At 65.4% G+C, this 23,655-nt stretch carries 17 protein-coding genes and 1 pseudogene; 2 read left to right on the top strand and 16 right to left on the bottom strand.

Annotated features, from left to right (window positions below):
• Window positions 1–34 precede the first annotated feature (34 nt).
• The 9 genes from AC1DDG_RS11280 to AC1DDG_RS11240 all read right to left on the bottom strand — a co-directional run bounded on the left by AC1DDG_RS11280 (window position 35) and on the right by AC1DDG_RS11240 (window position 7,735).
• Window positions 35–1,132 carry a HoxN/HupN/NixA family nickel/cobalt transporter gene (locus AC1DDG_RS11280; protein WP_476876132.1) on the bottom strand — a complete coding sequence of 366 codons (1,098 nt, stop codon included), beginning with the start codon at window positions 1,130–1,132 and terminating at the stop codon, window positions 35–37.
• Entirely contained in the window at window positions 1,132–1,962 is an 831-nt protein-coding gene (locus AC1DDG_RS11275) for an urease accessory protein UreD (RefSeq protein WP_476876173.1), read from the bottom strand. The genes AC1DDG_RS11280 and AC1DDG_RS11275 overlap by 1 nt, the downstream gene beginning before the upstream one ends.
• Window positions 1,963–2,102: 140 nt before the next feature.
• Window positions 2,103–2,720, bottom strand: coding sequence for an urease accessory protein UreG (gene ureG, locus AC1DDG_RS11270; protein WP_230119263.1), 618 nt, complete (start codon window positions 2,718–2,720; stop codon window positions 2,103–2,105).
• 12 nt (window positions 2,721–2,732) lie between these two features.
• Window positions 2,733–3,404, bottom strand: a complete 672-nt coding sequence (locus AC1DDG_RS11265) for an urease accessory protein UreF (RefSeq protein WP_476876172.1) — start codon at window positions 3,402–3,404, stop codon at window positions 2,733–2,735.
• A 142-nt stretch (window positions 3,405–3,546) separates the two neighbouring features.
• On the bottom strand, window positions 3,547–4,029 hold the full coding sequence (ureE, locus tag AC1DDG_RS11260; RefSeq protein ID WP_476876131.1) for an urease accessory protein UreE: 483 nt from the start codon (window positions 4,027–4,029) through the stop codon (window positions 3,547–3,549).
• Between the two features lie 50 nt (window positions 4,030–4,079).
• Window positions 4,080–5,810: an urease subunit alpha gene (gene ureC / locus AC1DDG_RS11255; protein ID WP_476876130.1), complete on the bottom strand. Its 1,731-nt coding sequence runs from the start codon at window positions 5,808–5,810 to the stop codon at window positions 4,080–4,082.
• Window positions 5,810–6,145, bottom strand: coding sequence for an urease subunit beta (locus tag AC1DDG_RS11250; protein ID WP_476876129.1), 336 nt, complete (start codon window positions 6,143–6,145; stop codon window positions 5,810–5,812). The genes ureC and AC1DDG_RS11250 overlap by 1 nt, the downstream gene beginning before the upstream one ends.
• An 8-nt stretch (window positions 6,146–6,153) precedes the next feature.
• Complete coding sequence (locus AC1DDG_RS11245; RefSeq protein WP_230119259.1) at window positions 6,154–6,456, bottom strand: urease subunit gamma; 303 nt, start codon at window positions 6,454–6,456, stop codon at window positions 6,154–6,156.
• 274 nt (window positions 6,457–6,730) lie between these two features.
• Window positions 6,731–7,735, bottom strand: a complete 1,005-nt coding sequence (locus AC1DDG_RS11240; RefSeq protein ID WP_476876128.1) for a LacI family DNA-binding transcriptional regulator — start codon at window positions 7,733–7,735, stop codon at window positions 6,731–6,733.
• 240 nt (window positions 7,736–7,975) lie between these two features.
• Here AC1DDG_RS11240 and AC1DDG_RS11235 point away from each other — a divergent pair, with 240 nt between their 5' ends.
• Entirely contained in the window at window positions 7,976–9,328 is a 1,353-nt protein-coding gene (locus AC1DDG_RS11235) for a glutamyl-tRNA reductase (RefSeq protein ID WP_476876127.1), read from the top strand.
• Window position 9,329: 1 nt separating this feature from the next.
• Here AC1DDG_RS11235 and AC1DDG_RS11230 read toward each other — a convergent pair.
• Window positions 9,330–9,761 (bottom strand): annotated as a pseudogene (locus AC1DDG_RS11230) (alpha-L-arabinofuranosidase C-terminal domain-containing protein); the annotation flags it as partial.
• A gap of 123 nt (window positions 9,762–9,884) precedes the next feature.
• On the opposite strand from AC1DDG_RS11230, the gene AC1DDG_RS11225 reads away from it, so the two are divergent.
• Window positions 9,885–11,051, top strand: a complete 1,167-nt coding sequence (locus tag AC1DDG_RS11225) for a S1C family serine protease (protein WP_476876126.1) — start codon at window positions 9,885–9,887, stop codon at window positions 11,049–11,051.
• Between the two features lie 31 nt (window positions 11,052–11,082).
• Here the strand turns inward: AC1DDG_RS11225 and araA are convergent, their stop codons facing one another.
• From araA to AC1DDG_RS11195, 6 genes are all read right to left on the bottom strand, one after another.
• On the bottom strand, window positions 11,083–12,603 hold the full coding sequence (gene araA / locus AC1DDG_RS11220) for an L-arabinose isomerase (RefSeq protein ID WP_476876125.1): 1,521 nt from the start codon (window positions 12,601–12,603) through the stop codon (window positions 11,083–11,085).
• A gap of 47 nt (window positions 12,604–12,650) precedes the next feature.
• Window positions 12,651–13,361 carry an L-ribulose-5-phosphate 4-epimerase gene (locus AC1DDG_RS11215; RefSeq protein WP_476876124.1) on the bottom strand — a complete coding sequence of 237 codons (711 nt, stop codon included), beginning with the start codon at window positions 13,359–13,361 and terminating at the stop codon, window positions 12,651–12,653.
• Window positions 13,358–15,130: a ribulokinase gene (araB, locus tag AC1DDG_RS11210; RefSeq protein ID WP_476876123.1), complete on the bottom strand. Its 1,773-nt coding sequence runs from the start codon at window positions 15,128–15,130 to the stop codon at window positions 13,358–13,360. The genes AC1DDG_RS11215 and araB overlap by 4 nt, the downstream gene beginning before the upstream one ends.
• 227 nt (window positions 15,131–15,357) lie before the next feature.
• Complete coding sequence (locus AC1DDG_RS11205) at window positions 15,358–17,598, bottom strand: immunoglobulin-like domain-containing protein (RefSeq protein WP_476876122.1); 2,241 nt, start codon at window positions 17,596–17,598, stop codon at window positions 15,358–15,360.
• Window positions 17,599–17,679: 81 nt separating this feature from the next.
• A complete protein-coding gene (locus tag AC1DDG_RS11200; RefSeq protein ID WP_476876121.1) occupies window positions 17,680–20,766 on the bottom strand; it encodes a beta-L-arabinofuranosidase domain-containing protein in 3,087 nt (1,028 codons plus the stop codon).
• Window positions 20,767–20,922: 156 nt separating this feature from the next.
• A complete protein-coding gene (locus tag AC1DDG_RS11195) occupies window positions 20,923–23,463 on the bottom strand; it encodes an alpha-L-arabinofuranosidase C-terminal domain-containing protein (RefSeq protein ID WP_476876120.1) in 2,541 nt (846 codons plus the stop codon).
• Window positions 23,464–23,655: the final 192 nt, after the last annotated feature.

Raw genomic sequence — 23,655 nt, 5'->3', positions numbered from 1 at the left:
CCGGTCCGCGTCATAGGGTGCGCCTGTGTTCAGGTTACGCTGCCGGGGAGCGGCCCTTTAGCCGTCCGTGCACCGTGGCCACACCCCATGCGGCCAGGAGCAAAGCGATGAGGAGCAGTCCGGCGTCGCCCAGGTCGATTTTTCCCAGCCAGGTGGTCAGCGGGTCATCGAGGCCAAAGGCAGCGTTGAAGAATCCGCCCAGCGTGATGACGGAGACGAACAGGGCGGACACCGCCGAAATACCCGTGATCACGGCGTTGAATCCCAGTTTCCGCAACGGATTGTGGATGGCCGACCTGTACATGTGCATCATTGCGACGCCGTTCGTGGTATCGCACAGCGTCATGGCGGCGGTGAACGCCAGCGGGAGCGCCAGGAGCGCCAGCGGGGAAACTCCGGCCAGGGATGCCGCCGTCGTCATGACCAGCAGTCCGATGGTGGTGGCAGTATCGAAGCCCAGCCCGAAAAGGAATCCGATCACGTAGATGTTCCGCGGCCGCTGGACACGGGACAAGGGTTTGGCCAGCAGCCGTGCAACGAACCCCTTCGCCTCGAGATCCTCGACCCGCACTTCCCCGCCACCCTGAACACTCCGGTAGGCCTGTGCGGCCCGCACAAACGCGGAACCGTTGAAAAGTCCCATGGCCAGCAGGAACAGCCCGGAGACGCCGCTGCCGACCAGCCCCAGCACCAGGTTCCCGGTGGTGCCATCCTCCATGAACTGGCCCACCATCGCTGCGCCGCCCACCACCAGGATGCCGGCCAGGATCACCACCGAGCTGTGGCCCAGGCTGAACGCGAACCCGACGCTCACCGGTTCCTTCCGCTGGGCCACGAACTTGCGCGTCGAATTGTCTATCGCGGCGATGTGGTCCCAGTCGTAACTGTGTTTGATGCCCGCCAGGTAGGCAGTGAGCACCAGGCCCAACGCCAGCGGCTGTCCCGCCGTCGCCGTTCCGGCGCCAAGGCTTCCGGCCCCAAGACTTCCGACCCCCAGACTTCCGACAAAGAGAAGCACGACGGCGGCAAGGTGGAGTGCGGCCACCGCACCAAAGGTGATCATCAGCCTCGTCCGGACCGGCAGCCGCTCCCGCTCGCGGTAGAGCGCGGCGAACTGGGTCAGTGTGGTCATCAGTACTTCCTCAGGTTCAGGCGCGCCTGCCCGTACCAGCGTTTCCGCAGCAGCGCCGTGCAGTCACCCAGCAGCCTGGCGAGTTCCTCTGTGCTGTTGGACAGCGACCGCAGGACCAGGCCCGCAGTTCCGCCAACGGACACCGTGAGGGACACGCCGGTGTAGGCGTCGTGGCCGGCCGTGAGGGCATGGAGTTCGTCGGCGAGCGCTTGGTCCACGCGGGCGTCCACCACCACCAGCGAACCCAGGTGGCTGTAGCCCTCCATGAACCCCATGCCGGTGACATCGTTGCAGGGCGGCCGGATCAGCAGGTTGTCCAGCGCCAGAAGGTCGGTGCCTTGCGCGCCCTCGACGTGGATTTCGGTGCGCAGCCGCAGTTCCTCGTAGCGGAACGACGCCCCGTCCGGGGACCATCCCGGCGTGACCACCTCGGCCATCACCAGACTCGATGACGGCCGGACCGAAATGTGCGTATTCTGCCGGTAGCTGGCCTCCCGGTACGCAATGACCTGGTCAGGAGCGAGCTCCAGCTGCGCCACCTCCCCCAGCCGGACGGTCATCCGCTGCTCGGCAAACGACCCCGGAGTCCGGTAAATCTTGGTGGCGGACTGGGTGGTCAGCAGCAGCTTCGCCTTATCGCCCACCTCCACGTCAATGACATAAAGATCAGCCCCAAGATAGGCGCCTCCAGGATTCACGAGCACGTAGCAAACCTGCCCCGACTCATCCAGATAGTGCGGCCGCAAAACCCGCAAGGCGCCCCGATGGTACTGATGGGAGGCCACGGACTTGCCCGCGCGCTGCTCGATGCGCAAGGCGAGCTCCCCCATGGCCGCCGATTGAGCCTGTCCAAATCCCACGGTCTCGCTCCCCACCGGGCTCTCCGCTGATTGAGCCTGTCGAAATCGCGGCCCCACGGTCGCGCTCCCCACCGGCTCGACCAGCGGGGCCGAACCACGCGCCGTCGCACTCATTGCGCCAGGTCGAGCATCAGGACGTCCCTGCGCACCCACTCGATGACGGCGTCGAGCCCTTCATCCGTTTTCAGGTTGGTGAAGCAGAACGGCTTGGCGCCCCTGAACTCCCGAGAGTCCCGCTCCATGACAGTGAGGTCTGCGCCGACGTGCGGGGCGAGATCGGTTTTGTTGATGATGAAGAGGTCGGACTTGATCATGCCCTGCCCGGCCTTGCGGGGGATCTTTTCGCCCTGCGCCACGTCGATGATGTAGATCGAGAAGTCCACCAGTTCGGGGCTGAACGTGGCGGAGAGGTTGTCGCCGCCGGACTCGACGAAGATCACCTGGAGGTCCGGGTGGCGCTTCTTGAGCTCCTCGATGGCTGCGGTGTTCATGGAGGTGTCTTCGCGGATGGCGGTGTGCGGGCAGCCGCCGGTTTCGACTCCGATGATCCGGTCCTCCGGAAGGATTCCGTTGGCGGCCAGGATCTTGGCGTCCTCGATGGTGTAGATGTCGTTGGTGATGGCGGCCATGGAAATTTCGCGACTCATGTGGCGGGTGAGACGCTCCACCAGCTGGGTCTTGCCGGCGCCAACCGGGCCGCCGATGCCGATCTTGATGGGTTCAGACATTGTGTCCTCCTACTAGCTCATGAACATGCGGGCACGTTGACGCTCGTGCCGCATCTGCGAAATTTCCAGCCCGGGGCTGACTGCCCCAAAATCGTCCGGCGAAAGGTGGCTGACGTGCCCGACGGCGGCAGCAACGCCGTCGGACGCTTTCCGCAGCAGCCGTTGGCCGGCGTTCTGCCCGAGCGGAATGGCTCGCACCGCATTCTGGGTCAGCGAGGTGACCGCGGCGAACAGGTAGGCTGCGAGCGCTTCGGGAAGCGGGACGCCTAGGGAACGGGCGACGACGGCGAACGCCAGCGGCTGATGGCCGGCGGCCCGGCCTGCGGTCACCAGCTCCCGGTACGCCACGAGCTCGGGAGACGGAAAGACTTCGGAGCCGATCTCCAGCAGCCGGGTGCCCATCTTGATGCTGGCCTCGCGCAGCTGCCGCGGCAGGAGCTGAGCCGTGAGCACGGAATCCAGCTCCTCAACCGGGGCGCCCTCATAAAGGAACCGGATGGCCAGCCCGTCAGAGTACGTCAGCTGCTGCCCGATGAACGCTGACAACCAAACCCCGAAAGTCTCCTCGTCATGCACCAGCCCGCGCTCTATATAGGTCTCAAAGCCAAGAGAGTGCGCAAACGCCCCCGTGGGCAACGCGGAGTCTGTGAGCTGCTGCAGGGCGAGCTGATAGCCCCCGCTGATTGCGCCTGGGGCCACGACCGCAGGGTTCCCTGGCCGAGCTTGCGGGGTTAGGGAGCGGTTGGGGAGCGAAACCTGGTCTCGACAAGCTCGACCGGCGGAGTCCGCTCGACCGGCGGAGTCCCCTCGACCGGCGGACTCGATTTCAGTGCGAGTGTTCGGCATGGCGGAAGGGTACGGGCATGACGCGTTCCTGGCGGTCGTAGGGCACTCCGACGTGTTTGAGGTAGTCCTCCACGGTGTGGTCGTACTGGCACACCATGACCTCGGCCGCATACTCGGAGGCTGCGTCGAAGAACTGCGCCTGCAGGTGCCGGTTGCCAAGGGAGTGCGCCACGACGCCCATCTCGTGGATGGTCCGTGGCGCGATCACCAGGACATCGGAGGGGAGCACTGACACCACGATCACGTTGGCTTCGGCTACGAAGAGGACGTCCCCGTCGCGGAGGTCCGCAGAACCCGCGGGAAGCCGGATGCCCAGTTCCTTGCCGTGGTCGGTGGTGACGCGCTGGATGCGCTTGACCAGTTGGGCGCTGGGCAGCACCACCTTTTCCTTGTGCAGCCCGAAGTAGGGATCCGTACCCGGGGCCTGGTCGTGCAGGTTGCCCAGGATCTTCTCGATAATCATGTCGTTCTCCGTAGTGCTTTGACAGCGGTGGTGCTTTGAACCGGTAGCGCCTAGAAGAGGAAGTAGCGCTGGGCCATCGGCAACACATCCGAAGGCTCGCACGTGACGTCCTCGCCGTCGACTGTCACCTTGTACGTCTCGGGATCCACCTCGATGTCCGGGGTCGCATCGTTGTACTTGAGGTCGGCCTTGGTGAGCGAACGGATCCCCGAGACAGGCCGGATGACCTTCTCCAGTCCGAGCTCCTGCGGCACACCGGCGTCGATGGCGGCCTGGGACAGGAACGTGATGGAGGACTGCTGCAGCGCCTTGCCGAAGGTTGCGAACATGGGCCGCATCGTGCGCGGCTGCGGGGTGGGGATGGAGGCGTTGGCGTCGCCCATCAGGGCGTAGGCGATCTGCCCGCCTTTGAGCACGAGCTCCGGCTTCACGCCGAAGAACGCCGGATCCCAGAGCACCAGGTCCGCGAACTTGCCCTCCTCCACCGAGCCGATGGAGTCCGCCATGCCCTGGGCGATCGCCGCGTTAATGGTGTATTTCGCCACGTAGCGCTTGAGCCGGAAGTTGTCGCTTTCTGCGGATCCGTGCGTGCCGCCGGCGGGGTCCCTCAGCACTCCGCGCTGCTTCTTCATCTTGTCCGCCACCTGCCAGGTGCGGGTGATCACCTCACCCACACGGCCCATGGCCTGGGAGTCGGAGGAGGTTATGGCGAAGATCCCCATGTCCTGCAGGACGTCCTCGGCGGCGATGGTTTCGGCGCGGATGCGGGAATCCGCGAACGCCACGTCTTCCGGGATGTCCGGGTTGAGGTGGTGGCACACCATGAGCATGTCCAGGTGCTCTTCGATGGTGTTCCGGGTGTACGGCAGCGTGGGGTTGGTGGAGGCGGGCAGGACGTTGGGCAGGCCGGCGATCTTGATGATGTCGGGGGCGTGGCCGCCGCCGGCGCCCTCGGTGTGGAAAGTGTGGATGACGCGGCCGTCGATGGCCCGGATGGTGTCCTCCACGAAGCCGCACTCATTGAGGGTGTCGGTGTGGATCGCCACCTGGACGTCGTAGTCGTCCGCAACTTTCAGGGAGGTGTCGATCGAGGAGGTGGTGGAGCCCCAGTCCTCGTGGACCTTCAGGCCGATGGCCCCGGCACGGATCTGTTCGGCCAGCGGTTCGACCGCCGATGCGTGCCCCTTGCCCAAGAGGCCGATGTTGATGGGGAGGCCCTCGGCCGCCTGCAGCATCCGCTGAATGTGCCATTTGCCGGGCGTCACGGTGGTGGCCTTGGTGCCTTCCGCCGGGCCGGTGCCGCCACCCACCATGGTGGTCACGCCGCTGCACAGCGCCGTGGGGACCTGGTCCGCGGAGATGAAGTGGATATGCGTGTCTACTCCGCCGGCGGTGAGGATCTTGCGCTCCCCCGCGATGATCTCCGTACTGGCGCCGATCACGATGTCCACGCCGTCGGCGATCTGCGGGTTCCCGGCCTTGCCGATCCTGAAGATATGCCCGTCCTTGAGAGCGACGTCCGCTTTGTAGATGCCGGTGTAATCCAGCACCACCACGTTGGTGATCACGGTGTCCGGGACGTCCTCATCCCGCACCACCTGGCCGTTCTGGCCCATGCCGTCGCGGATCACCTTACCGCCGCCGAACACCACTTCCTCGCCGTAGCTGGTGAGGTCCTTCTCGATCTCGAGGAAGAGCTCGGTGTCGGCCAGGCGGATGGCGTCGCCCGTCGTCGGGCCGTACAGGTCCGCATACTGCTTGCGGGACATCTCGAAACTCATTATGCTCCCCCGGCCGTTGACTGTGCCGGCCCCAGGCTTCCGTTGACCGCGTTGCTCAGCCCGAACACCTCGCGGCTGCCGGCAAGCTCGATCAGCCTGACTGTCTTGCTGTCGCCGGGCTCGAAGCGTGCCGCGGTCCCGGCCGGGATGTCGAGCCGGCGCCCGTAGGCTGCCTGGCGGTCAAACTCCAGGGCGCTGTTGGCTTCGGCAAAGTGGTAGTGCGAGCCCACCTGCACAGGGCGGTCACCCGTATTAACAACCGCGACGTCGATCGCCTCGCGTCCCGCATTGACGGTGAGCGGTTCTCTCCGCAGGACATACTCTCCCGGAATCATGGGGCTCCCTATCGGATGGGATCGTGGACTGTGACGAGCTTGGTGCCGTCAGGAAACGTGGCTTCGATCTGGACGTCGTGGATCATCTCAGGCACGCCCTCCATGACGTCGTCGCGGCCCAGCAGCGTGGTGCCGTAACTCATGAGCTCGGCCACGGTGCGCCCGTCCCGCGCCCCTTCGATCAGTTCATAGCTGATGATGGCGACCGCCTCAGGGAAGTTCAGCTTGAGTCCGCGCGACTGGCGGCGACGCGCGAGGTCGGCGGCGACCACGATCATGAGCTTCTCCTGCTCGCGGGGCAACAGATGCATTACGAAATCCCTTCTACGACGGGCACCACCGCGGCGCGCCCCGGCAAATGCTCCCCAGTAACTGTGCCTACACGACAGCGCCTGCACAACACTGCCTGCGCAACCGTGAACTTAAGCAACAGTGAACCTCAGCAACAATGAACCTAAGCAACAATGCACCCGTGCGGTGGTGCGTGACCAGCGTAAGCCGTGGACATTTCCGCGAGATTTCCGATTCCCGTTCCGCGGCGGGTCCAGTCACCGGGCCGCCGGCGCGGGCTGTCCGGCACCTCCCCTAGGGTGCCGAGGCGCGGATCCTCAGCTCGAACCCGGCTTCAATGTGGACGCCCCTGTCCGCTGTCTCCGTCCCTTCGATCCGGTCGATCAGCAGCCCGACCGAGCGCTCGGCGATCTCCTGCATGCCCGGTGACACCGTGGTGAGCGACGGCGACGCGAACCGGGCCTCATCAATGTCGTCGAAGCCGGCCACGGCGACGTCCTGCGGCACCTTCACACCGCGGACGAGGAGCTCATGCATGGCGCCCAGCGCCAACGCGTCGTTCAGACCGAAGACGGCGTCGAACCCTATTTCGCTGTCCAGCAGCTCGCCCACCGCCGCCGCGCCGGCGTCGCGGCGCCACTCGGACTGCACTACCAGGGCCGGATCAAAGTCCACCCCGGCGGCGGCGAGCGCCGCCCGGTAGCCGGTCAGGCGCAGGCCGGGGCTTCCGGTGTGGTCCTCCACTGCCGCTCCGATCACTGCTATCCGACGGCGGCCTCCCGCCAGCAGGTGGGCGGTGATCGCCTGGGCAGCCCCCACGTTTTTCATCGTGACAAGGTCGAACCGGGCGTCGTCGATGTGCTCGCCGAGCATCACGAGTGGCTTGCTTCCGCGCCGGCCAGCAACCATGTCCGGCTCCAGCGCCAGCGGAGTGAACAGCAGTCCGTCCGTCAGCTGCCGGAAGGGCCCCTGCAGGGCGCTGAGCTCATTGGCCTCGAGAGCGGCCGACTGCTCAATCAGCACGCGATAGCCCCGGGCGGAGGCCACGGTCATGAGACGCGAGGCGAGCTCCGCGTAGTACGGCGCTGAAAGGTCGGACAGGACCAGGCCAAGCATGCGCGACTTTCCTGACCGGAGGCTCCGGGCCGTCAGGTTGGCCTCATAGCCAAGCTCGGCGATGGCATCCAGTACCTTCTGCCTGGTGGCGGGCCTGATGAACTCATAGTCATTAAGGACATTGGACACCGTCTTCAGGGAAACCCCCGCTGCACGTGCAACATCATTCATGGTCACGGCCATCCAAGGCTCCTTCTCACGGCGATACGTCTGGATACATCGTTGCAGAAAGTCCGGCGGACCGCCCCGCCCGCAGGTATTTCCCAAGGTGGGGGGCCCACCCTGTTTCAAGGTCTCCAAGCTCTGTGGCCGGGCAACGGCGCCTGGCCACAGGGTTTCGTGGTGGGACTCCTCGTCGCGGAGGAATGTTGAGGAAGAGGGGCAGACGTGTCGCAAAGTCTTGAGGGGCCCGTAAGTCTTTCAATGCCCGTCGGTCTTGAAATGCCCGTCGGGGACCGGACTGCCCCGGACGGGCGGCTGTTTGCCTTGGTTGCCTCGCATCGGGGAACGGGGTTGGATTTCCTGGCGCGGCTGGGCTCCGGCCCGCGACGGATCACCCCTGCAGCTGTTGTGGAACCAACCCACGTAGCGGGGGTCGTAGTGCTGTCCACCTGCAACCGCTTCGAGGTCTATTTCGAGATTTCGTCCGGCACGGAGCCGTCTGCTGCACGCCAGCGCGTGCAGTCAGCGATCAGCCGCTGCTCCGGCATCCCCGAAGAAGAGCTGGCGCAGTCCTTGGATTTCCTGGCCGGCGCGGCACTGACCGAGCATCTTTTTTCGGTAGGAGCGGGCCTGGACTCTGCGGTGGTGGGCGAACGCGAAATCGCGGGCCAACTGCGCCGGGCACTCACGTCCGCCCAGGAATCGGAAACTGCCAGCGGCGCCCTCATCCGGCTCTTCCAGGCCGCTTCCCGGGCCGCGCGCGACGTCGGGGCCCTGACAACGCTGGGAGACGCCGGGCGCTCGATGGTTTCCGTTGCCTTGGACCTGGCCACCGCAAGGCTGGCAAGAAGCGGCCCATCCGGCCTGTCGGTGGTTGTCATTGGCACGGGGGCCTACGCCGGGACCACGCTGGCGCTGCTGGCCGCCGGAAAATGCGCCAAAGTGTCTGTGTTCTCCTGGTCCGGACGTGCTGAGTCCTTTGCCGCGCCCCGCGGCGCTGCGGCACTGACACGGTCCCAACTGACGGCCGCGGTGCAGGGCGCGGACGTGGTTATCGGCTGCAGCGGGCGCGGAACCCGGCTGGGCACCGAGGATTTCAGGCTATTCCGGCAGGGCACGAACGAGCCTCTCGTCGTCGTCGATCTTGCCCTTAACCGGGACTTTGAGCCGGCCACCGGCGAGCTGCCCGGAATCGAGCTGATCACGCTCGATGAGGTGCGGCTTGCCTCACCGCGCGAACACTCGGACGGTGTCCGGCAGGCAGCGGAACTGGTCCGGCAGGCTGCGCTGAGGTTCGAGGAGGACCGGCAGGCCCGGGTAATGGATCCGGCCATCGTGGCCCTGCGCGGACACATGCAGCAGGTGCTGGCCAGCGAACTGGCTCGGGTGAAGAACCAGCATGGCTGCACCGCCACCGCCGAAGCCGTGGAGTTCGCGCTGCGGCGGGTGGTCCGGCAGCTCCTGCACGTGCCCACGGCCAGGGCGCGTGAACTCGCCGCCGCGGGCCGGCAGGACGACTACACTGCCGCCCTCGAGGCCCTCTACGGACTGAAAGTGGAACCCGATGATGCGGACCGGCAGGAGCCGGTCCGCATCATGCCGGCGGCGGGTTAGTTCAGGACTCCACAGCCAAGCGGATCATTGACCAGGACACGGCCGGTAAGACAGCGGTGAGGCGGCCGTCGTCGAGCTTTGCACTGACGTTCTCCCCCGGCAGCACGGACGTGGAGTCGTCCGCAGTGGCGTGCCAGTACGGGTCCTTATTGGCGTAGGTGACCGCCTCGATGAGGCGCACGTTGCCCAGCCCGGCCACCGAGGGGTCGAGGGTCAGGTCCTCGGCCGCCGAACGGTTGACGGCGAAAACCACCGCTTCGCCGGCCTTGGCGTCAAAGGTCGCCACAGCGGAGAGCGCTGCGAAGTCCGCCGTCTTGCCGCCGCTCAGCAGTGGGGATTTGACGGCGAGCTGCAGCACCGTGCCTGCGGCATGCCGCGAGGTCAGGGCGAACGGGTGGAATATGGTCTGCTTCCAGGCGCGGCCGCCGGGCTCGTGCTTGACCGCGCGTCAAGAGCCCGCACGGAAATGGCAAACTAATCCACTCGGGCAGCCGCTCCCTGCCGGGATTAGCTTTTAATCAGCTTTCGAACAAGTCCGGCAGCGAGAAGAAGTTCGATGAACCTCCGGCAAGCGACACCCCATAGCGCGTCCCGCGCGGCGGGCATCCTCGGCGTGGCGGCCGTCGTCGCAACCATTGCGTGCGGCTGCACCGCGCCCGGGCAGAGTCCGGCACCGCCGTCGTCCACGCAGTCTTCAGGCGCCCCCTCAGGCAGCGCATCTGAGAGCGCTTCGGGGAGCGCTGTTGCAGGCGGGCCGTCGGCCAGTTCAACGCCGGCCAGTTCGACGCCGGGTAAGGGCGGCACCGGTCAGGCAACCGCACAAGGGGCGGCCGACATTCCCACGATCGTCAGCAACATCCAGCCTTCCGTGGTGACAGTCTTCACCGACGGCGGACTGGGAAGCGGCGTGGTGTATTCGCAGGAGGGTCTGATACTCACCAACGAGCACGTGCTGCGAGGCAACAGCACAGTGGAAGTGGGCTTCGCCGATGGCCAGCGCGTGGCCGGAAACGTACGGGCAACTGACGCGATCTCGGATCTAGCACTGGTGGAGGCAAAGCGGACAGGCCTCCCCGCCGCCAAGTTCCAGTCAGAACTGCCCCGGATCGGCGAGCTGGCAGTGGTTATTGGCTCGCCGCTGGGATTCGAAAACACGGCGACGGCGGGCATCATCTCGGGCCTCCACCGGGAGATTCCGGGATCGGCGTCAAGCAGCCAGTCCCTCGTGGACCTGATCCAGACCGATGCCGCGATTAGCCCCGGCAACTCCGGCGGTGCCGTGGTGAACAGCAGGAGCGAGGTGGTCGGCATCAGCGAGGCGTACATTCCGCCGTCGTCCGGGGCAGTGGCGCTTGGCTTCGCCATCCCGGCCGCCACCGTGGTGAAAGTGGCAGACCAACTCCGGGAGGACGGCACCGCCGATCACTCCTTCATTGGCCTGGGGCTGGGGGACATCACCCAGCAGATCGCCGACCGGCTGGGCCTGCCGGACACCCGGGGCGCGCTGGCGCTCTCGGTCCAGGAGGGTGGACCGGCAGCCAAGGCCGGCATCCGGCCGGGTGACGTGCTCATCAGGCTCGACGGCGACCAGCTCGCGTCGCCCGAGGACCTGCTCGCCGCACTGAGGAGCAAGAGTCCAGGGCAGACCGTGACGGTTGAATTCCGCCGGGGGTCGGACAGGCAGGAGGTCAAAGTTCAGCTTGTTGCGCGCCCGGCCCCGTAAGGCCGGGCACGCAATCAGGCTGCAGGAGGGGCTAGAGGCCGCCGGCGAGTTTGTAGTAGGCGGCGTTCCAGGCGAGTTCCTTCTTGAACTGTTTGATGGTGGTGCCGTCGTCGATGGTGAGCAGTTCGGTTTGGGCTATTTCGGCGAAGTCCTCGAAGACGTCCATGCCGACGGCGGTGGAGAGGACCGTGTGGTGCGCTGCGCCGGCGGTCAGCCAGGCCGCGGCGGAGGTGGCGAAGTCCGGTTTGGGTGACCAGAGGGCGCGGGCGACGGGCAGGTTGGGCAGCGGTTCGTCGAGGTCCACGACGTCGACGGCGTTCGCCACGAGGCGGAAACGGTCGCGCATGTCGGAGAGGGCAACGACGACGCCGGGGCCGGCGTCGGTGTCGAAGACCATGCGGACGGGGTCTTCCTTGCCGCCGATGCCGAGCGGGTGGATCTCGACGCGCGGCTTCGTGGCGGTCAGGGAGGGGCAGACCTCGAGCATGTGCGCGCCGAGGATCTTCTCCTGGCCCGGGGTGAGGTGGTAGGTGTAGTCCTCCATGAGCGAGGCGCCGCCGGGCAGGCCCGCTCCCATGACCTTGGCGGCGCGGACCAGGATGGCGGTCTTCCAGTCGCCCTCGGCGCCGAAGCCGTAGCCGTCGGCCATGAGCCGCTGGACGGCCATGCCGGGGAGCTGGCGCAGTTCGCCGAGGTCCTCGAAGGAGGTGGTGAATGCGGCGGAGCCGTTGGCCTCCAGGAAGGACCGCAGTCCCAGTTCAATCCGGGCGCTGTAGCGCAGGGACTCGTGGCGGGCGCCGCCGGGCTTCAGTTCCGGAACCACCTCATAAAGGCGCTCGTACTCGGCGACCAGGGCGTCGACGTCGGCCTCTGCGGCGCCGTGCACGGCGTCGGCGAGCTCGTTGACGGACCAGGTGTTGACCGAGACGCCGAAGCGCAGCTCGGCTTCGGTCTTGTCGCCTTCGGTGACGGCGACGTTGCGCATGTTGTCACCGAAGCGGGTCAGCTTCAGGGTCCGGACGGCGGCCCAGCCGGCCGAGGCGCGCTGCCAGACTCCGACCTGGCGGGCGACCTCCGGGTTGGACACGTGCCCGACGACGGTTTTGCGCGGGATGCCGAGGCGGGACTGGATGTAGCCGAACTCGCGGTCGCCGTGCGCGGCCTGGTTCAGGTTCATGAAGTCGAAGTCAATGTCCGCCCACGGCAGTTCCACGTTGGCCTGGGTGTGCAGGTGCAGGAGGGGCTTGCGGAGCAGGTCCAGGCCCTGGATCCACATCTTGGCCGGGGAGAAGGTGTGCATCCACGCGGTCACGCCGATCACCGAATCATCAGAGTTCGCTTCGAGCGCTGTGCGGCGGATGGCATCCGAATCCGTCAGCACAGGCTTCCAGACCAGCTTGACCGGGACCTCGGAGGACTCGTTCAGCGCGGCGGCGATCTCCTGGGACTGGGCGGCGACCTGCTTCAGCACGTCTTCCCCGTAGAGGTGCTGGCTGCCGGTGAGGAACCAGACCTCGTAGGACTCCAGGGAGGTGGTGTTGGCGTCGGACATGTGTTTCTCCTGAAAAGTTGTGGGGCCTAGCGGCCAGGTTGTGGGGCCTAGCGGCCGTAGACGTTCTGGTAGCGGGCGTAGAGGGATTCGATCTGGCCCGGGTCGATGGGAAGCGGCTCGCCCAGCTGCCGTGAGATGTGGACCGTGCGGGCCACTTCCTCGCACATGACGGCGGCCTTGACCGCGGACCGGGCGTCCTTGCCGATGGTGAACGGGCCGTGGTTCTGCATCAGGACCGCGGGCGAATGGGAGGCCTGCAGGGTTTCGACGATGCCGCGGCCGATCGAGTCGTCCCCGATCAGCGCGAACGGGCCCACCGGGATGGTGCCGCCGAATTCATCACCCATCATGGTCAGCACGCACGGGATGGATTCTCCCCGCGCCGCCCAGGCCGTGGCGTAGGTGGAGTGGGTGTGCACCACTCCCCCGACGTCCGGCATGTGCCGGTAGACGTAGGCGTGCGCAGCCGTGTCCGAGGACGGAGTCAGTGCGGGGTTCTCCCATTGCGCCGGTTCGCCGTTGGCGTCGGCCGACAGGCTGGTGACCGGAGTGCCGTACAGGTCCGTGACCACCATGAGCTCCGGGGTCAGGTCGTCATAGGAGACCCCGGAGGGCTTGATGACCATGAGGTCATAGCCCGGGACGCGCCCGGAGACGTTGCCGGCGGTCCAGACCACCAGTTCGTAGCGGGTGAGTTCGGCGTGGAGTGCGCAGACCTCGGCCCGGACGCGGGCCAGGGTATCCAGCAGGGCGCTCACGCGGGGACTCCTTCGGTGAGGAGGGCCCGTGCCTGCAGGGACTTGGCGTCGTTGCGCTGGCTGGCGGCCTTCCGCTGGATGGCCTTGAGCCGGTGCATGACCTCGTTGGTTCCCCGGCCGAAGTAGTCGTGCAGAGTGCGGTACTCCCGGAAGAGTTCCTCGTAGGCCGCGACGTTCGCCGGAATGGGAGTGTAAACGCCTCCGGGGGCTGAGCCCATGGCCGCCGCGGCTGCCCGGATGTCCGCGTACTTGCCCGCGGCGACGGCCGCGTGGATGGCAGAGCCGAGGGCCGGGCCCTGGGCGGAGCCGATGGTGGAGAGCTGCAGCCCGGTGATGTCGGCGTAGATCTGCATCAGGAGTTTGTTCTTCAGCAGCCCGCCGGCCACGATGAATTCCTTCACCGGCACGCCCGAGTCGCGGAAGGCGTCAACGATGGTGCGGGTGCCGAAGGCCGTGGCCTCCAGGAGCGCCCGGTAGATGTCCTCCGGGCGCGTGGCCAGCGTCTGGCCCACCACCACACCGGACAGTTCGTGGTCCACGAGCACGGACCGGTTCCCCGAGTGCCAGTCCAGGGCGATCAGGCCATGCTCGCCGATCGCCTGCTTGGAGGCCAGTTCGGTCAGGTATTCGTGGATGCCCAGATCCGCGGCCGCAGCAGCCTGGTGGTATTCCGGGGAGACGCCGTACTTGGTGAACCAGCCGAAGATGTCACCCACACCGGACTGGCCGGCCTCGTAACCCCAGAGTCCTTCCACGATGCCGCCGTCCACCACCCCGCACATGCCGGGCACTTCGCGCAGCACATCCCCGTTCATGACGTGGCACGTGGACGTGCCCATGATGGCCACGAGCTGGCCCGGCTCCACAGCCTTGGCCGCCGGTGCAGTGACGTGAGCATCCACATTGCCGACGGCCACCGCGATGCCCTCAGGCAGTCCGGTCCAGGCAGCGGCCTCGGCGGTGAGGAAGCCGGCGGCGTCGCCGAGGCGGCCGATGGTGTGCTCCAGCTTGGCGGACACGAAGTCCCTGAACTGCGGATTCAGGGCGGCCAGGAACTTCTCGGACGGGTAATTGCCGTCCTGGTAGATGCCCTTGTAGCCGGCCGTGCAGGCGTTGCGGACATAGTTGCCGCACAGCTGCCAGACGATCCAGTCCGCCGCCTCCACCCAATGGTCCATCTCCGCGTACGCTTCCGGATCCTCTTCCAGCAGCTGCAGGCCCTTGGCGAACTCCCACTCCGACGAGATCAGCCCGCCGTAGCGCGGAAGCCACGTCTCGCCCAACTCCGCCGCCAGCGCATTGATGCGGTCCGCCTGGCCCTGTGCCGCATGGTGACGCCAGAGCTTGACGTAGGCGTGCGGCCGGTTCGCGAAGCCCGGCAGCTCGTTCAGCGGAGTGCCGTCAGCCTTGACCGGCACCATCGTGCACGCCGTAAAGTCCGTCGCGATCCCGACCACCGCGGACGGGTCAATCCCCGCATCCTCGATCGCCGCCGGCACAGCGTGCCGGAGTACATCCCGGTAATCGTTCGGCACCTGAAGCGCCCACTCCCCGGGAAGCCGGGCTACTGTTCCATCGGCTACGTCCGCCACATCCGCCGGAAGGGCCCCGGTGACCACCGCGTGCGGGTAGTCGAACACACCGCTGCCCAGCTCCTTGCCGTCGCGGACCCGCACCACCACGGCACGGCCCGACAAGGTGCCGTAATCCACCCCGATCACATAGGTTTCGCTGCCGGCAGTGAAACCGGTGTCATCAACAGATTGCATGCTAAAACCTCCATCCGGGAGGTACTGGCCCCTGTGCCCGGTGTCGAAAACGTAAATGATTCTCTTAGATTGTGAACGCTAACATATCCGCGCGTCAAGCATTGGCCGTGACCAATTTCCAGGTCCTGCGGTTGCAAAAACAGCACAGGGGACCCCGCCGGCATGGCGGAGCCCCCTGTCCTGCTAAATGTCAGACGCTGCGATGCGGCGCGCTGAGACGCGGGGCCTTAACCCAGCTGGCTGTGCAGCCGGTCCAACTCCGATTTGGTTACGGGCAGGACGGTGCCGTGGCGCGGAGCCCGCGGCAGCTCGTAGTTGGTCGAGAGCTTCCAGTTGGGGTTCTCCAGGCTGGTGCTCTCCAGCGGGATGTAGCCGCGGCCGCCAAACTCATCCACGAACAGGTAGTACTTCTCCTCAGTGTTCGATTTGAAGACGGTCGGCCCTTCAACGCCGCCGGTCCCGGCGTTCTTGCCGATGCAGTTGGCCATCAGGGACCAGTTGCGCGGGTTCGTTTCGGGCAGATCGACGGCCAGCAGATCCGTGGACTTCTCCTGCATGATGTCGAGGCACCCGGAGACACGGGCCTCGTCCTTGGTGAAGCGGTAGTAGGTGTCGCCCTCCTTGATAACAGTGGAGTCGATGACGGAGTCACCCGGGTCGTTCCAGACTTTGGCCTCGCTGAAGGTCCGGAAGTCCCGCGTGGTGGAGTACATCATCTTGTTGTGGGTGCCGCCCGCGTGGCCCGGGTCGTTGTCGGCATAGATTTTGGAGGCCCAGTAGACGACGTAGGCTCCGATTTTCTCGTCGTAATGGGCTTCAGGCGCCCAGGTGTTTCCCGCGGTGTCCGGGGAGACTTTGACGTGCCGCTGCCCGGACCAGTTCACAAGGTCCGTTGACTCCCAGACTTCCAGGTACTGGCTGCCCTGGCGCTGGGAGGCGTCCCACGAGGTTCCACTGCCGATGGAGAGGTCCGTGGCGATCATGTAGAACTTGTCGCCTTCCGGCGAGCGGATGACGAACGGGTCGCGCAGGCCCTTTGTGCCAAGACTGGACTTCACCACCGGCTTTCCGCCATTGAGTTCGTCCCACTTCAGTGCGTCATTTCCCCGGCTGGCAGCCATGGAGATGTTCTCCCCGGCGATGTCGTTGCCGGTGAAGTACGCGAAGGCGTAGCCCTCTTTGGCCTCTGTCTTGGGCAGCGGAAGGACGGTGACACGGAACTTCTTCTTGGACTTCGCCTTGCCGCGAGTGACGGTTGCTTGCAGATCAACGCTTGCCGCCCGGCTGCCGTAGGCGGGCCGGTTGACTTCGCCGGTGGCAGTGATGACGGCGTCGTGGTTCGACTTCCACTCCACCTTGGTTCCGAGCAACCCCGCCGCGGGTAGGGTGATGTTCCCGCGGATCGCGTCGGCATCCCACACGTTCAGTCCTGCGGCAGCCTCGCTGACTTTCTGGTCGTCGCTGATGTCTTCGGGCACCGTGACGGAGAACGACTTCGACGCCGATGCCGCGCCGGAGGTGGCCGTGGCGGTCAGGGTCAAGGTGGCGTTTCCTGTTCCGTTGGCCGGGCGGGACACAATTCCCTGGGGTGACACGGAAGCCGGATCGGAGGAGGTCCAGGTGTAAGCCGAGCCGTTGGGTCCGGCAGTGGGCAGCTTCAGGTCGGCCGTCACAGCACTGGTGTCTCCGAGCGACAGATTTTGGAGATCGAGGGCCACCCGCTGTTCCGGGGACACGTAGCCGAGCTCGCGTACTTCGGCTGCCGAGAGGGCACGGTTGTAGATGCGGAAGTCGCGGACCTGCCCCTTCAGGTACTTGTCTCCGGTGTAGACGGACCTGCCAAGGTAATTCGCCGTCGTCGTTCCTCCCCCGATGCTTCCCGGGGTGATGGTGACGCCGGTCTTGCGCCCAACTTCCGTACCGTCTTCGTAGAGAACGGCCGTTCCGCCGCTGAGTGTATAGGTAATGGTTTTCCACGCGTCGCGTGCCAGATCGCGGTTGGCGCTGGTGGTCTGCTCCGTTGACCAGTTGCCGCTGGCGATGGAGGTCCGGTAGGAGTTGCCGGTGGTGAAGAGGTAGCCGTTGCCTGCGCCGTTGCTGGTGTTGCCCAGTCCCCAAATGAAGTAGGGGGCACCCTGGTCGGGCGCGATCTTCACGTCGGTGGAGACGGTGATGGAGTCGAGCCCGCGCATAACGTCGTTCGGCAGGCGGACATGGGCGTCCGTGCCGCCGAGCTGCAGCCCTTCGCTGCCCAGGCTGGTGGCATCGCCGCTGATCACGCCGTTGCGGCCATGTCCGGAGGTGTCTTCGGCTACAGAGCTGGCCGGTTCGGTCAGGCTGTATTTGAGGACGAGGCCGTCGTCAATTGCGGCTTGGGCGGGGGCGCCTGCGGCGAGGCCGCCAAGCACAAGGGCAGCCGCCGTGAGGACGGCCGGCCCTGTGCGGGCTCTGAGAATCGTTAGGGGCATGAAGGATGCTTTCGTTAGGGCGGCCGCGAGGCCGCGGTTGACGGGATGGGAACTAAATGCCGGCCTCTTGGGCAGACCGGTTCAGGAGGTCAGCCTGATGATGAGCGCCTGCGCGCCGCTGACCAGAAGGTCCCGCAGGGCCGGCTCACCGACGCTTCGCTGGGCAAAGTCGATGTATTGGTTGAGGTATTGCACGGTCTTCGCCGTGGTCTTCTCCGCAGCTGCCTTCCGGGCCGACTCCAGCCGGGCCCTCAGCATTGCGTGGGATTCGACGGTGATGGTGCCCGCCGCGCGGGCTGCATCTGCGATCCCCTGGAGGTCATCGATCTCCCCTGCCGGAGGCGAGAAGGCTCCGCGCTGCGCGGCCCGGTAGATTCGGTCAGCATCAGACTGGGTGAGCCCGCCTTCGGTGACCCATGTGCCGGCCACCCGGGCCACACCCTTCAGCAGTTCCGGCTTGTTCAGGAAGGGAGCAGCATCCCAGACGTCGTCAAGCAGGGTGGACTTATTGGCCCGCATGGGGTTGGCGACCCCGGATTCGGCGCCGCCAAACACCACTGACGGCTCAGTCCGCCGGAAGTAGGAGTGGAAGGCATCGGTCGTTCCCTCGAGGAAGGGTGCCAGTTCGACGCCGGCCAGGGTGAAGTGCAGGGGTTTGCCGGCGAGCGGCTGCACGGCCGGGGCGAGGTCTCCGTTGAGCTTGGCCGTTCCATACAGGCTGAACGGTAGGAGGGTACTGCGGTTGTCCCGTGCGACGAGGTGGACGGGTCCGTACATGAGGGTCTGAATAGTCCGGTCGTCCAAGGCCCGTTCGGCTCGGAGCGTGAATGGCAAGTCAATCTCAACGGAGTCGCCGCTCTTCCACGTCCTGGCGACGGTGAAGTAGGTGCCGGGCGTCGCCTGGGCATCGATACGAGTCCCATTGACGCGGACGGTGAAGCCTGCCGTGGCCCACGCCGGGACCCTTAGCCGGAGCTCGAACTGGCCGGACCCGGCGATAGTAAGTTTTGTCCGCTGCTCAAACGGATAAGCGGTCTCCTGGGTGACTGTAATGTTCCTGTCCGGCCAGTTGAGTGCGGAGGGCATGTACAGGTTCACGTACAGTGCGCTGTTGTCCTCGGCCGTGAAGTACACGGAATCCTGGTACTTCGTCGCTGATTCCATGCCGGTGCCTTCGCAGCAGGTGGTCCCCTGCTTCGGGGTGAAGTCGCGGACTGCGCCAGGCTCAAGGCCAATGAAGTAGGTCGCGAGCGGCAATTCGGCGTTGTCCTGGTCCTGCTTCGAGCCGAGCACCTGGTTCACGAGTGCCCGCTCGTAGTAGTCCATGTATGCGGGGTTCTGCTCCTTGAAGAACAGTTCACGTGAGAGCTTGAGCATGTTGTAGGCGCAGCAGGTTTCGGCGTTGGTGTCAGCGAGCGTGCCGGCGATCTGGTTCGGCGCTTTCCAGAATTCGGTTTGGCTGGTTCCGCCGATGCTGTACATCCGCGTGGGCGTCACCATTGCCCAGAAGTTGCGGGCTGCTGTGAAGTAGCGCTCTTCGCCTGTGGTGTTGTACATGAGCATCAAGCCGGTGAAGATCGGGATGTGCTGGTTGGCATGAATGCCGGTGAGGACGTCCTTGTTGTCGGCACACGCGTCGATGAGGGAGTCGAGGTCAAAGTATTTGGCGAGCTCGAGGTGCTCCGGTTTGCCGGAGTGGCCGTGGGTCTCCAGGATAGCCTCGACGATGCCGCCGAACTCGCCGCTGGAGAAGATCCCCCACATGCGTTGGCGCACGGACGGGGTGAGTCTGCTCAGCCTCGAGTGCATCCAGTCGCAGAGGCCGACCGCCAGGTCAAGGGCTTTCGGTTCCTTCGTGGCCGTGTAAGCATCCAGCAGGCCCTTGAGGATCTTGTGGGCCGTGTAGTAAGGGGCCCAGACACGGGTGTAGTCGGGGGTGGTTCGGGTCTCCAGTTCGATGAACTGCGTCTCCGGGTAGGCCGCCAAAAAACCGGGGTGGCTGGGCTGGCCCCAGGTGCGCCGCAGGGTGGCATGCCGGTTCTTGCCGGACGTGTCCGTGAGCGTGGATCCGCTCGTCTCACCGCAGTCGACGGAGGCGATGTCACCGCCGCCTGCTGATGTGGCGGACGCTCGTGCCCTGGCCAGCTCTCCGATCTGCGCTGCGGTCAGGGCACTCGACCAGATGTTCACATCCTGGTATGCGCCGGCGTACAGGGGGTCGTTGTACTGGGACCGGCCAAGCCATACATTCGCCAGGCTCCCGAGCGCTGCGGGGGTCAGTGTCATGGAGGTGTTTTGGCCGACCTGCTGACCATTGACGCACAGGGTGCCGGTTCCCCCGCCGAGCGTAACGGCAACGTGGCTCCATTGGTTGATCGGCAAGGGCGCGGACCCGACGATCGTCTGCTCGCCGCCCGCGAAGTTTCGCGTGATGGCGAACCGGGGGAGCCCGCTGCCGTCGCGCTGCGCCAGGAACGCATATGCCCTGGTGTCATTTCCGAAGTCGAAGATTCGAGTCCAGTTGGCGGAAGCCGTGGGACGCACCCACGCGGCGAATGTCATGCTGGGAAGCCCGTCGGCGGTACCGGCGGGAAGCTGGCCGTACATGTAGGCCCCCCTGGCCAGGTCGACGGCGGTCCCGGCGAGGTGCCCCGCGGTTGTTTGGACGGTGGGTTCTCGGGTCAGCGCCTGCCGGCATTCGTGGAGCGAGGACACCAGGTTGCGCAGTTTCGTCCCGAACACGTCCTCAGCTGTGCTGGCATAGGCCTGGGCCAGCATGGACATGTGGTGGCCGGTGAAATGGCCCCTGAGATTTCCGTTTGCTTCTCCGTCGAGGCCTTCCCAGCCGCCGGCAGGCAAGGGGGTTACGCCGGCAATGGGCTGGAGGCCGGCGTTGGCCCGGAATACGTTGATGTAGCGCCGCTCGTCGTAGCCCCGGGCGAACTTGAGGATCAGCTCGCGCTTCCGCGCAAACACTCCGGGGCCGAGGGTGACATCGGACAGATTGAAGGGACGCACGGTAATGGCCGAGGCAAGGCCGTTGGCAGTCGCCATGGGCCCTTGCGCAGCGGCCGCCGTCGTTGCCGCTGCAAGCGATGGAAGCCACGGAAGCGCCGTCGCAGCCGCCCCGAGCCTGAGGACATTACGCCTGGATACGTGATTCGTCATTGGATCTCCGATACGTTGCCGCGGCCTGCCGCGGAGGAAATTGCCAGGTGGCACGGGTGTCGTTTTTTGAACGCTGCGGAGGGGCCGGGAGGGGCCGGGCTGGGCCGGCCGGCTGGCCGGGCCGGCCCCTCCGCGTTGAAAACTCCGTTGCCCCGCTTATTTGCGTGAGCTGCCGTCAGCCAAGCGGATGAACGTGACGGAATTGGGCTCGAAGGTGTAGGTGAACTTCGGACCTGCACCGCTGAAAGTGCTGGCGGCAGGGGCTAGGTTCTGCCCGTCGGCAGTCTCGGTGAGTGTCGTCACCGCAGCAGTGGCTGCGATGTTGGCGGCGCCGGTCACGTTGATGTCTACCGGCGCTTTGTCGGTTGAAGTGTTGACGACCTTGACGATGGTGTCGCCCGACTTTTCATCCTTCGTGACCACCGAGTAGACGGGATCGGCGGTGGTGTCGTCCACCGTTCCCCACAGAACGTTGTCCAGGTAGAGTTTCGCGGTGCGCCCGGTGACTTCGATGCGGATGTCGTACTCGTGGCCGGTCTGGATCACGGTGTTCTTTTCAATGACAGTGGTCTTGGCACCGTTGACGGCCTTCTCGACGACGGACTTCGAGTTGTTCCAGCCGCCGAGGTTCCACCAGAAGTAGTTTCCGGTGTCCTTGACGCCGAAGGAGACGAGGAACCCCTCGGAACCGGCCAGCTTTGTGGCCTTCGTGCTGAGCGTGTAGTTGCTCCACTCCGGGCTGCCGGCCGTGACCATGGTGTTCTGTGCCGTGGTGCTTGACTGGACGTAGGCGCCGTCCTGGATCGACCAGGAGCCGGTGCCGTTGCCCGTCCAGGCGGCGGCCGTGCCCGAGAAGTCGTCGCTGAACAGCGCGGCTCCGTCGCTGCCGGTCACCTTCACATTGTCGTATTTGGCGGAGGTGGCCCAGGTGGACAGCCCGATCTTCCCTGCAATCGGCACCACGGTTGAGGCCGGGTTCTTCTGCGCGCTGGGCACCACCTGGGTGCCGACGTTGGTCATGAACAGCTTCTGGACCTCGTAGTTGGGGGTGGTCCGCACAGAGGTTCCGTTGAAGAACACCATGTCCGGGCTCCATTGGGTGTTGGCCTCATTCGCGATCAGAGGCGCGTACGAGGCCATCTTCACAACGTCTGCGTTGCGTTCCAGGCCGGTCATGTAAGACGCTTCGGCGAGTGCGTTGGCCGGCTTGTTGCCCAACGATGCGTATTCCCCGAGCCAGACCTTGTAGCTGTTGCGGTCATAGGAGTCGTAGCGGTGATTGTTGTTCAGGAACCAGGACGGATCGTTGTAGTAGTGCTCGTCGACCATGTCGACTTTTCGATCGGTGTTGAACTTGGACAGGTCGTCGAAGATTGCGCCTTGGTCATCCGGGCCGGTGTTGCTGATGATCTTGATGCGCGGATACTTCGCGCGGATGGCGTCTTGGAACTGGACGAAGTATTGCTTGAATTCAGGCTTGTACTCTTCGTTGCCAACCTCAAGGCGGTCCAGGTTGTAGGGCGCCGGGTGGCCATAGGCAATGCGTTTGGCGCCCCACGTGGTACTGGCGTCACCGTTGGCGAATTCGATCAGGTCCAGGGTGTCCTGGATGTACCGGTCAAGGGTTGCCTGGTCCGGAGCGCTGTTGTTGTCGCCGCAGCCCGTGACGCCGACCGGCACGACCGGCACCGGGGCCGCACCCATATCCTCGGCCCACTGGAAATACTCCATGTAGCCGAGTCCGTACGTCTGGTTATAGCCCCAGAAGTTACGGTTCGCGGGCCGCTGTTCCACCGGACCGATGGTGTCTTTCCACTGGTAGGTGCGGGACCGGGTGTAATTGGGCGCCGAATACGTGTCGTAACTCCCCGTGTTGACGATGCAGCCGCCGGGGAAGCGCAGGAATCCCGGCTTCAGGTCCGCAATTTTTTCGGCGAGGTCCTTGCGAAGGCCGTTTTCCCTGCCGTTCCAGGTGTCCTTCGGGAAGAGCGAGACCATGTCGAGCCTGACGGTGCCGGTCCCTTGCACCACTGTCGCCAGCCGGCCGGCCCCGGTGGACGATTTGGGCGACAGCGTCACATCGTATTTAGCCCACTTGTCACCTTTGACTTTGATCGACGCGAGATCGAGCCGGGCGCCTTCGGGGGTCTCCAGCGTTACAGCCAGGTTTGTTCCGGCCGGGTTGGACGTGCGCGCCCAGACTGAGTAGGTGTACTTCTTGTGCGCCTCGAGCTTCTGCCCCGCGTTCCAGCCGCTGTTGCGGACCCCGACTCCAGCGCCGGCGCCTGCGCCGGCAGTGGTAGCTTCGATTTTCAGGTAGTTCCGGTTGTTCTGGTTCAGCCGGTTGTCGTCATTGACGACGGCGGCAGTTCCGTCGCTGCCACGCTTCAGGACCTCCCAGGCGGTCATCGGCGTAAACGTGCGGTTGTCCCCCGCATTGAATTCAAACGACCGGTTCTGCACGAGCTCAGCATAGATGCCGCCGTCGGCGCCCTGGTTGATGTCCTCGAAGAAGGCCCCATACATGGCCGGATCGATCTTGGGCCCGGCCTCAGCGGCGTTGACGTTGATGGTTCGATTTGCGGACTCTGCGTTGGCGCCCAATGCCGGGGCCAGTGACAGCATCGCTGCCGCCAGTGATCCGGCTAGCGCCAGGGTGCAGGCCCGCTTTGCGGGACTTGATGAACGTGATGGCATGGGAAGAGATGGCCTTTCTCCATTGAACGGTTCCGCCGGCTAGCCGGCGCAGCTCAGGCAGGGCGGCCGCCGACGGTTGCAGGGTGCAATACCGTCCTCGGGCGTGGCCGCCGGTGAATGGGTGACAGAAGCTGTTAACGCTAACAAAATGCGCGTCGGGAAAAGTATTGGACATCTTCGCGGTGTTGTAAA

This window comes from Arthrobacter sp. 10L430, from assembly GCF_056395245.1.
This window is presented reverse-complemented; position numbering and strand designations above follow the sequence as displayed.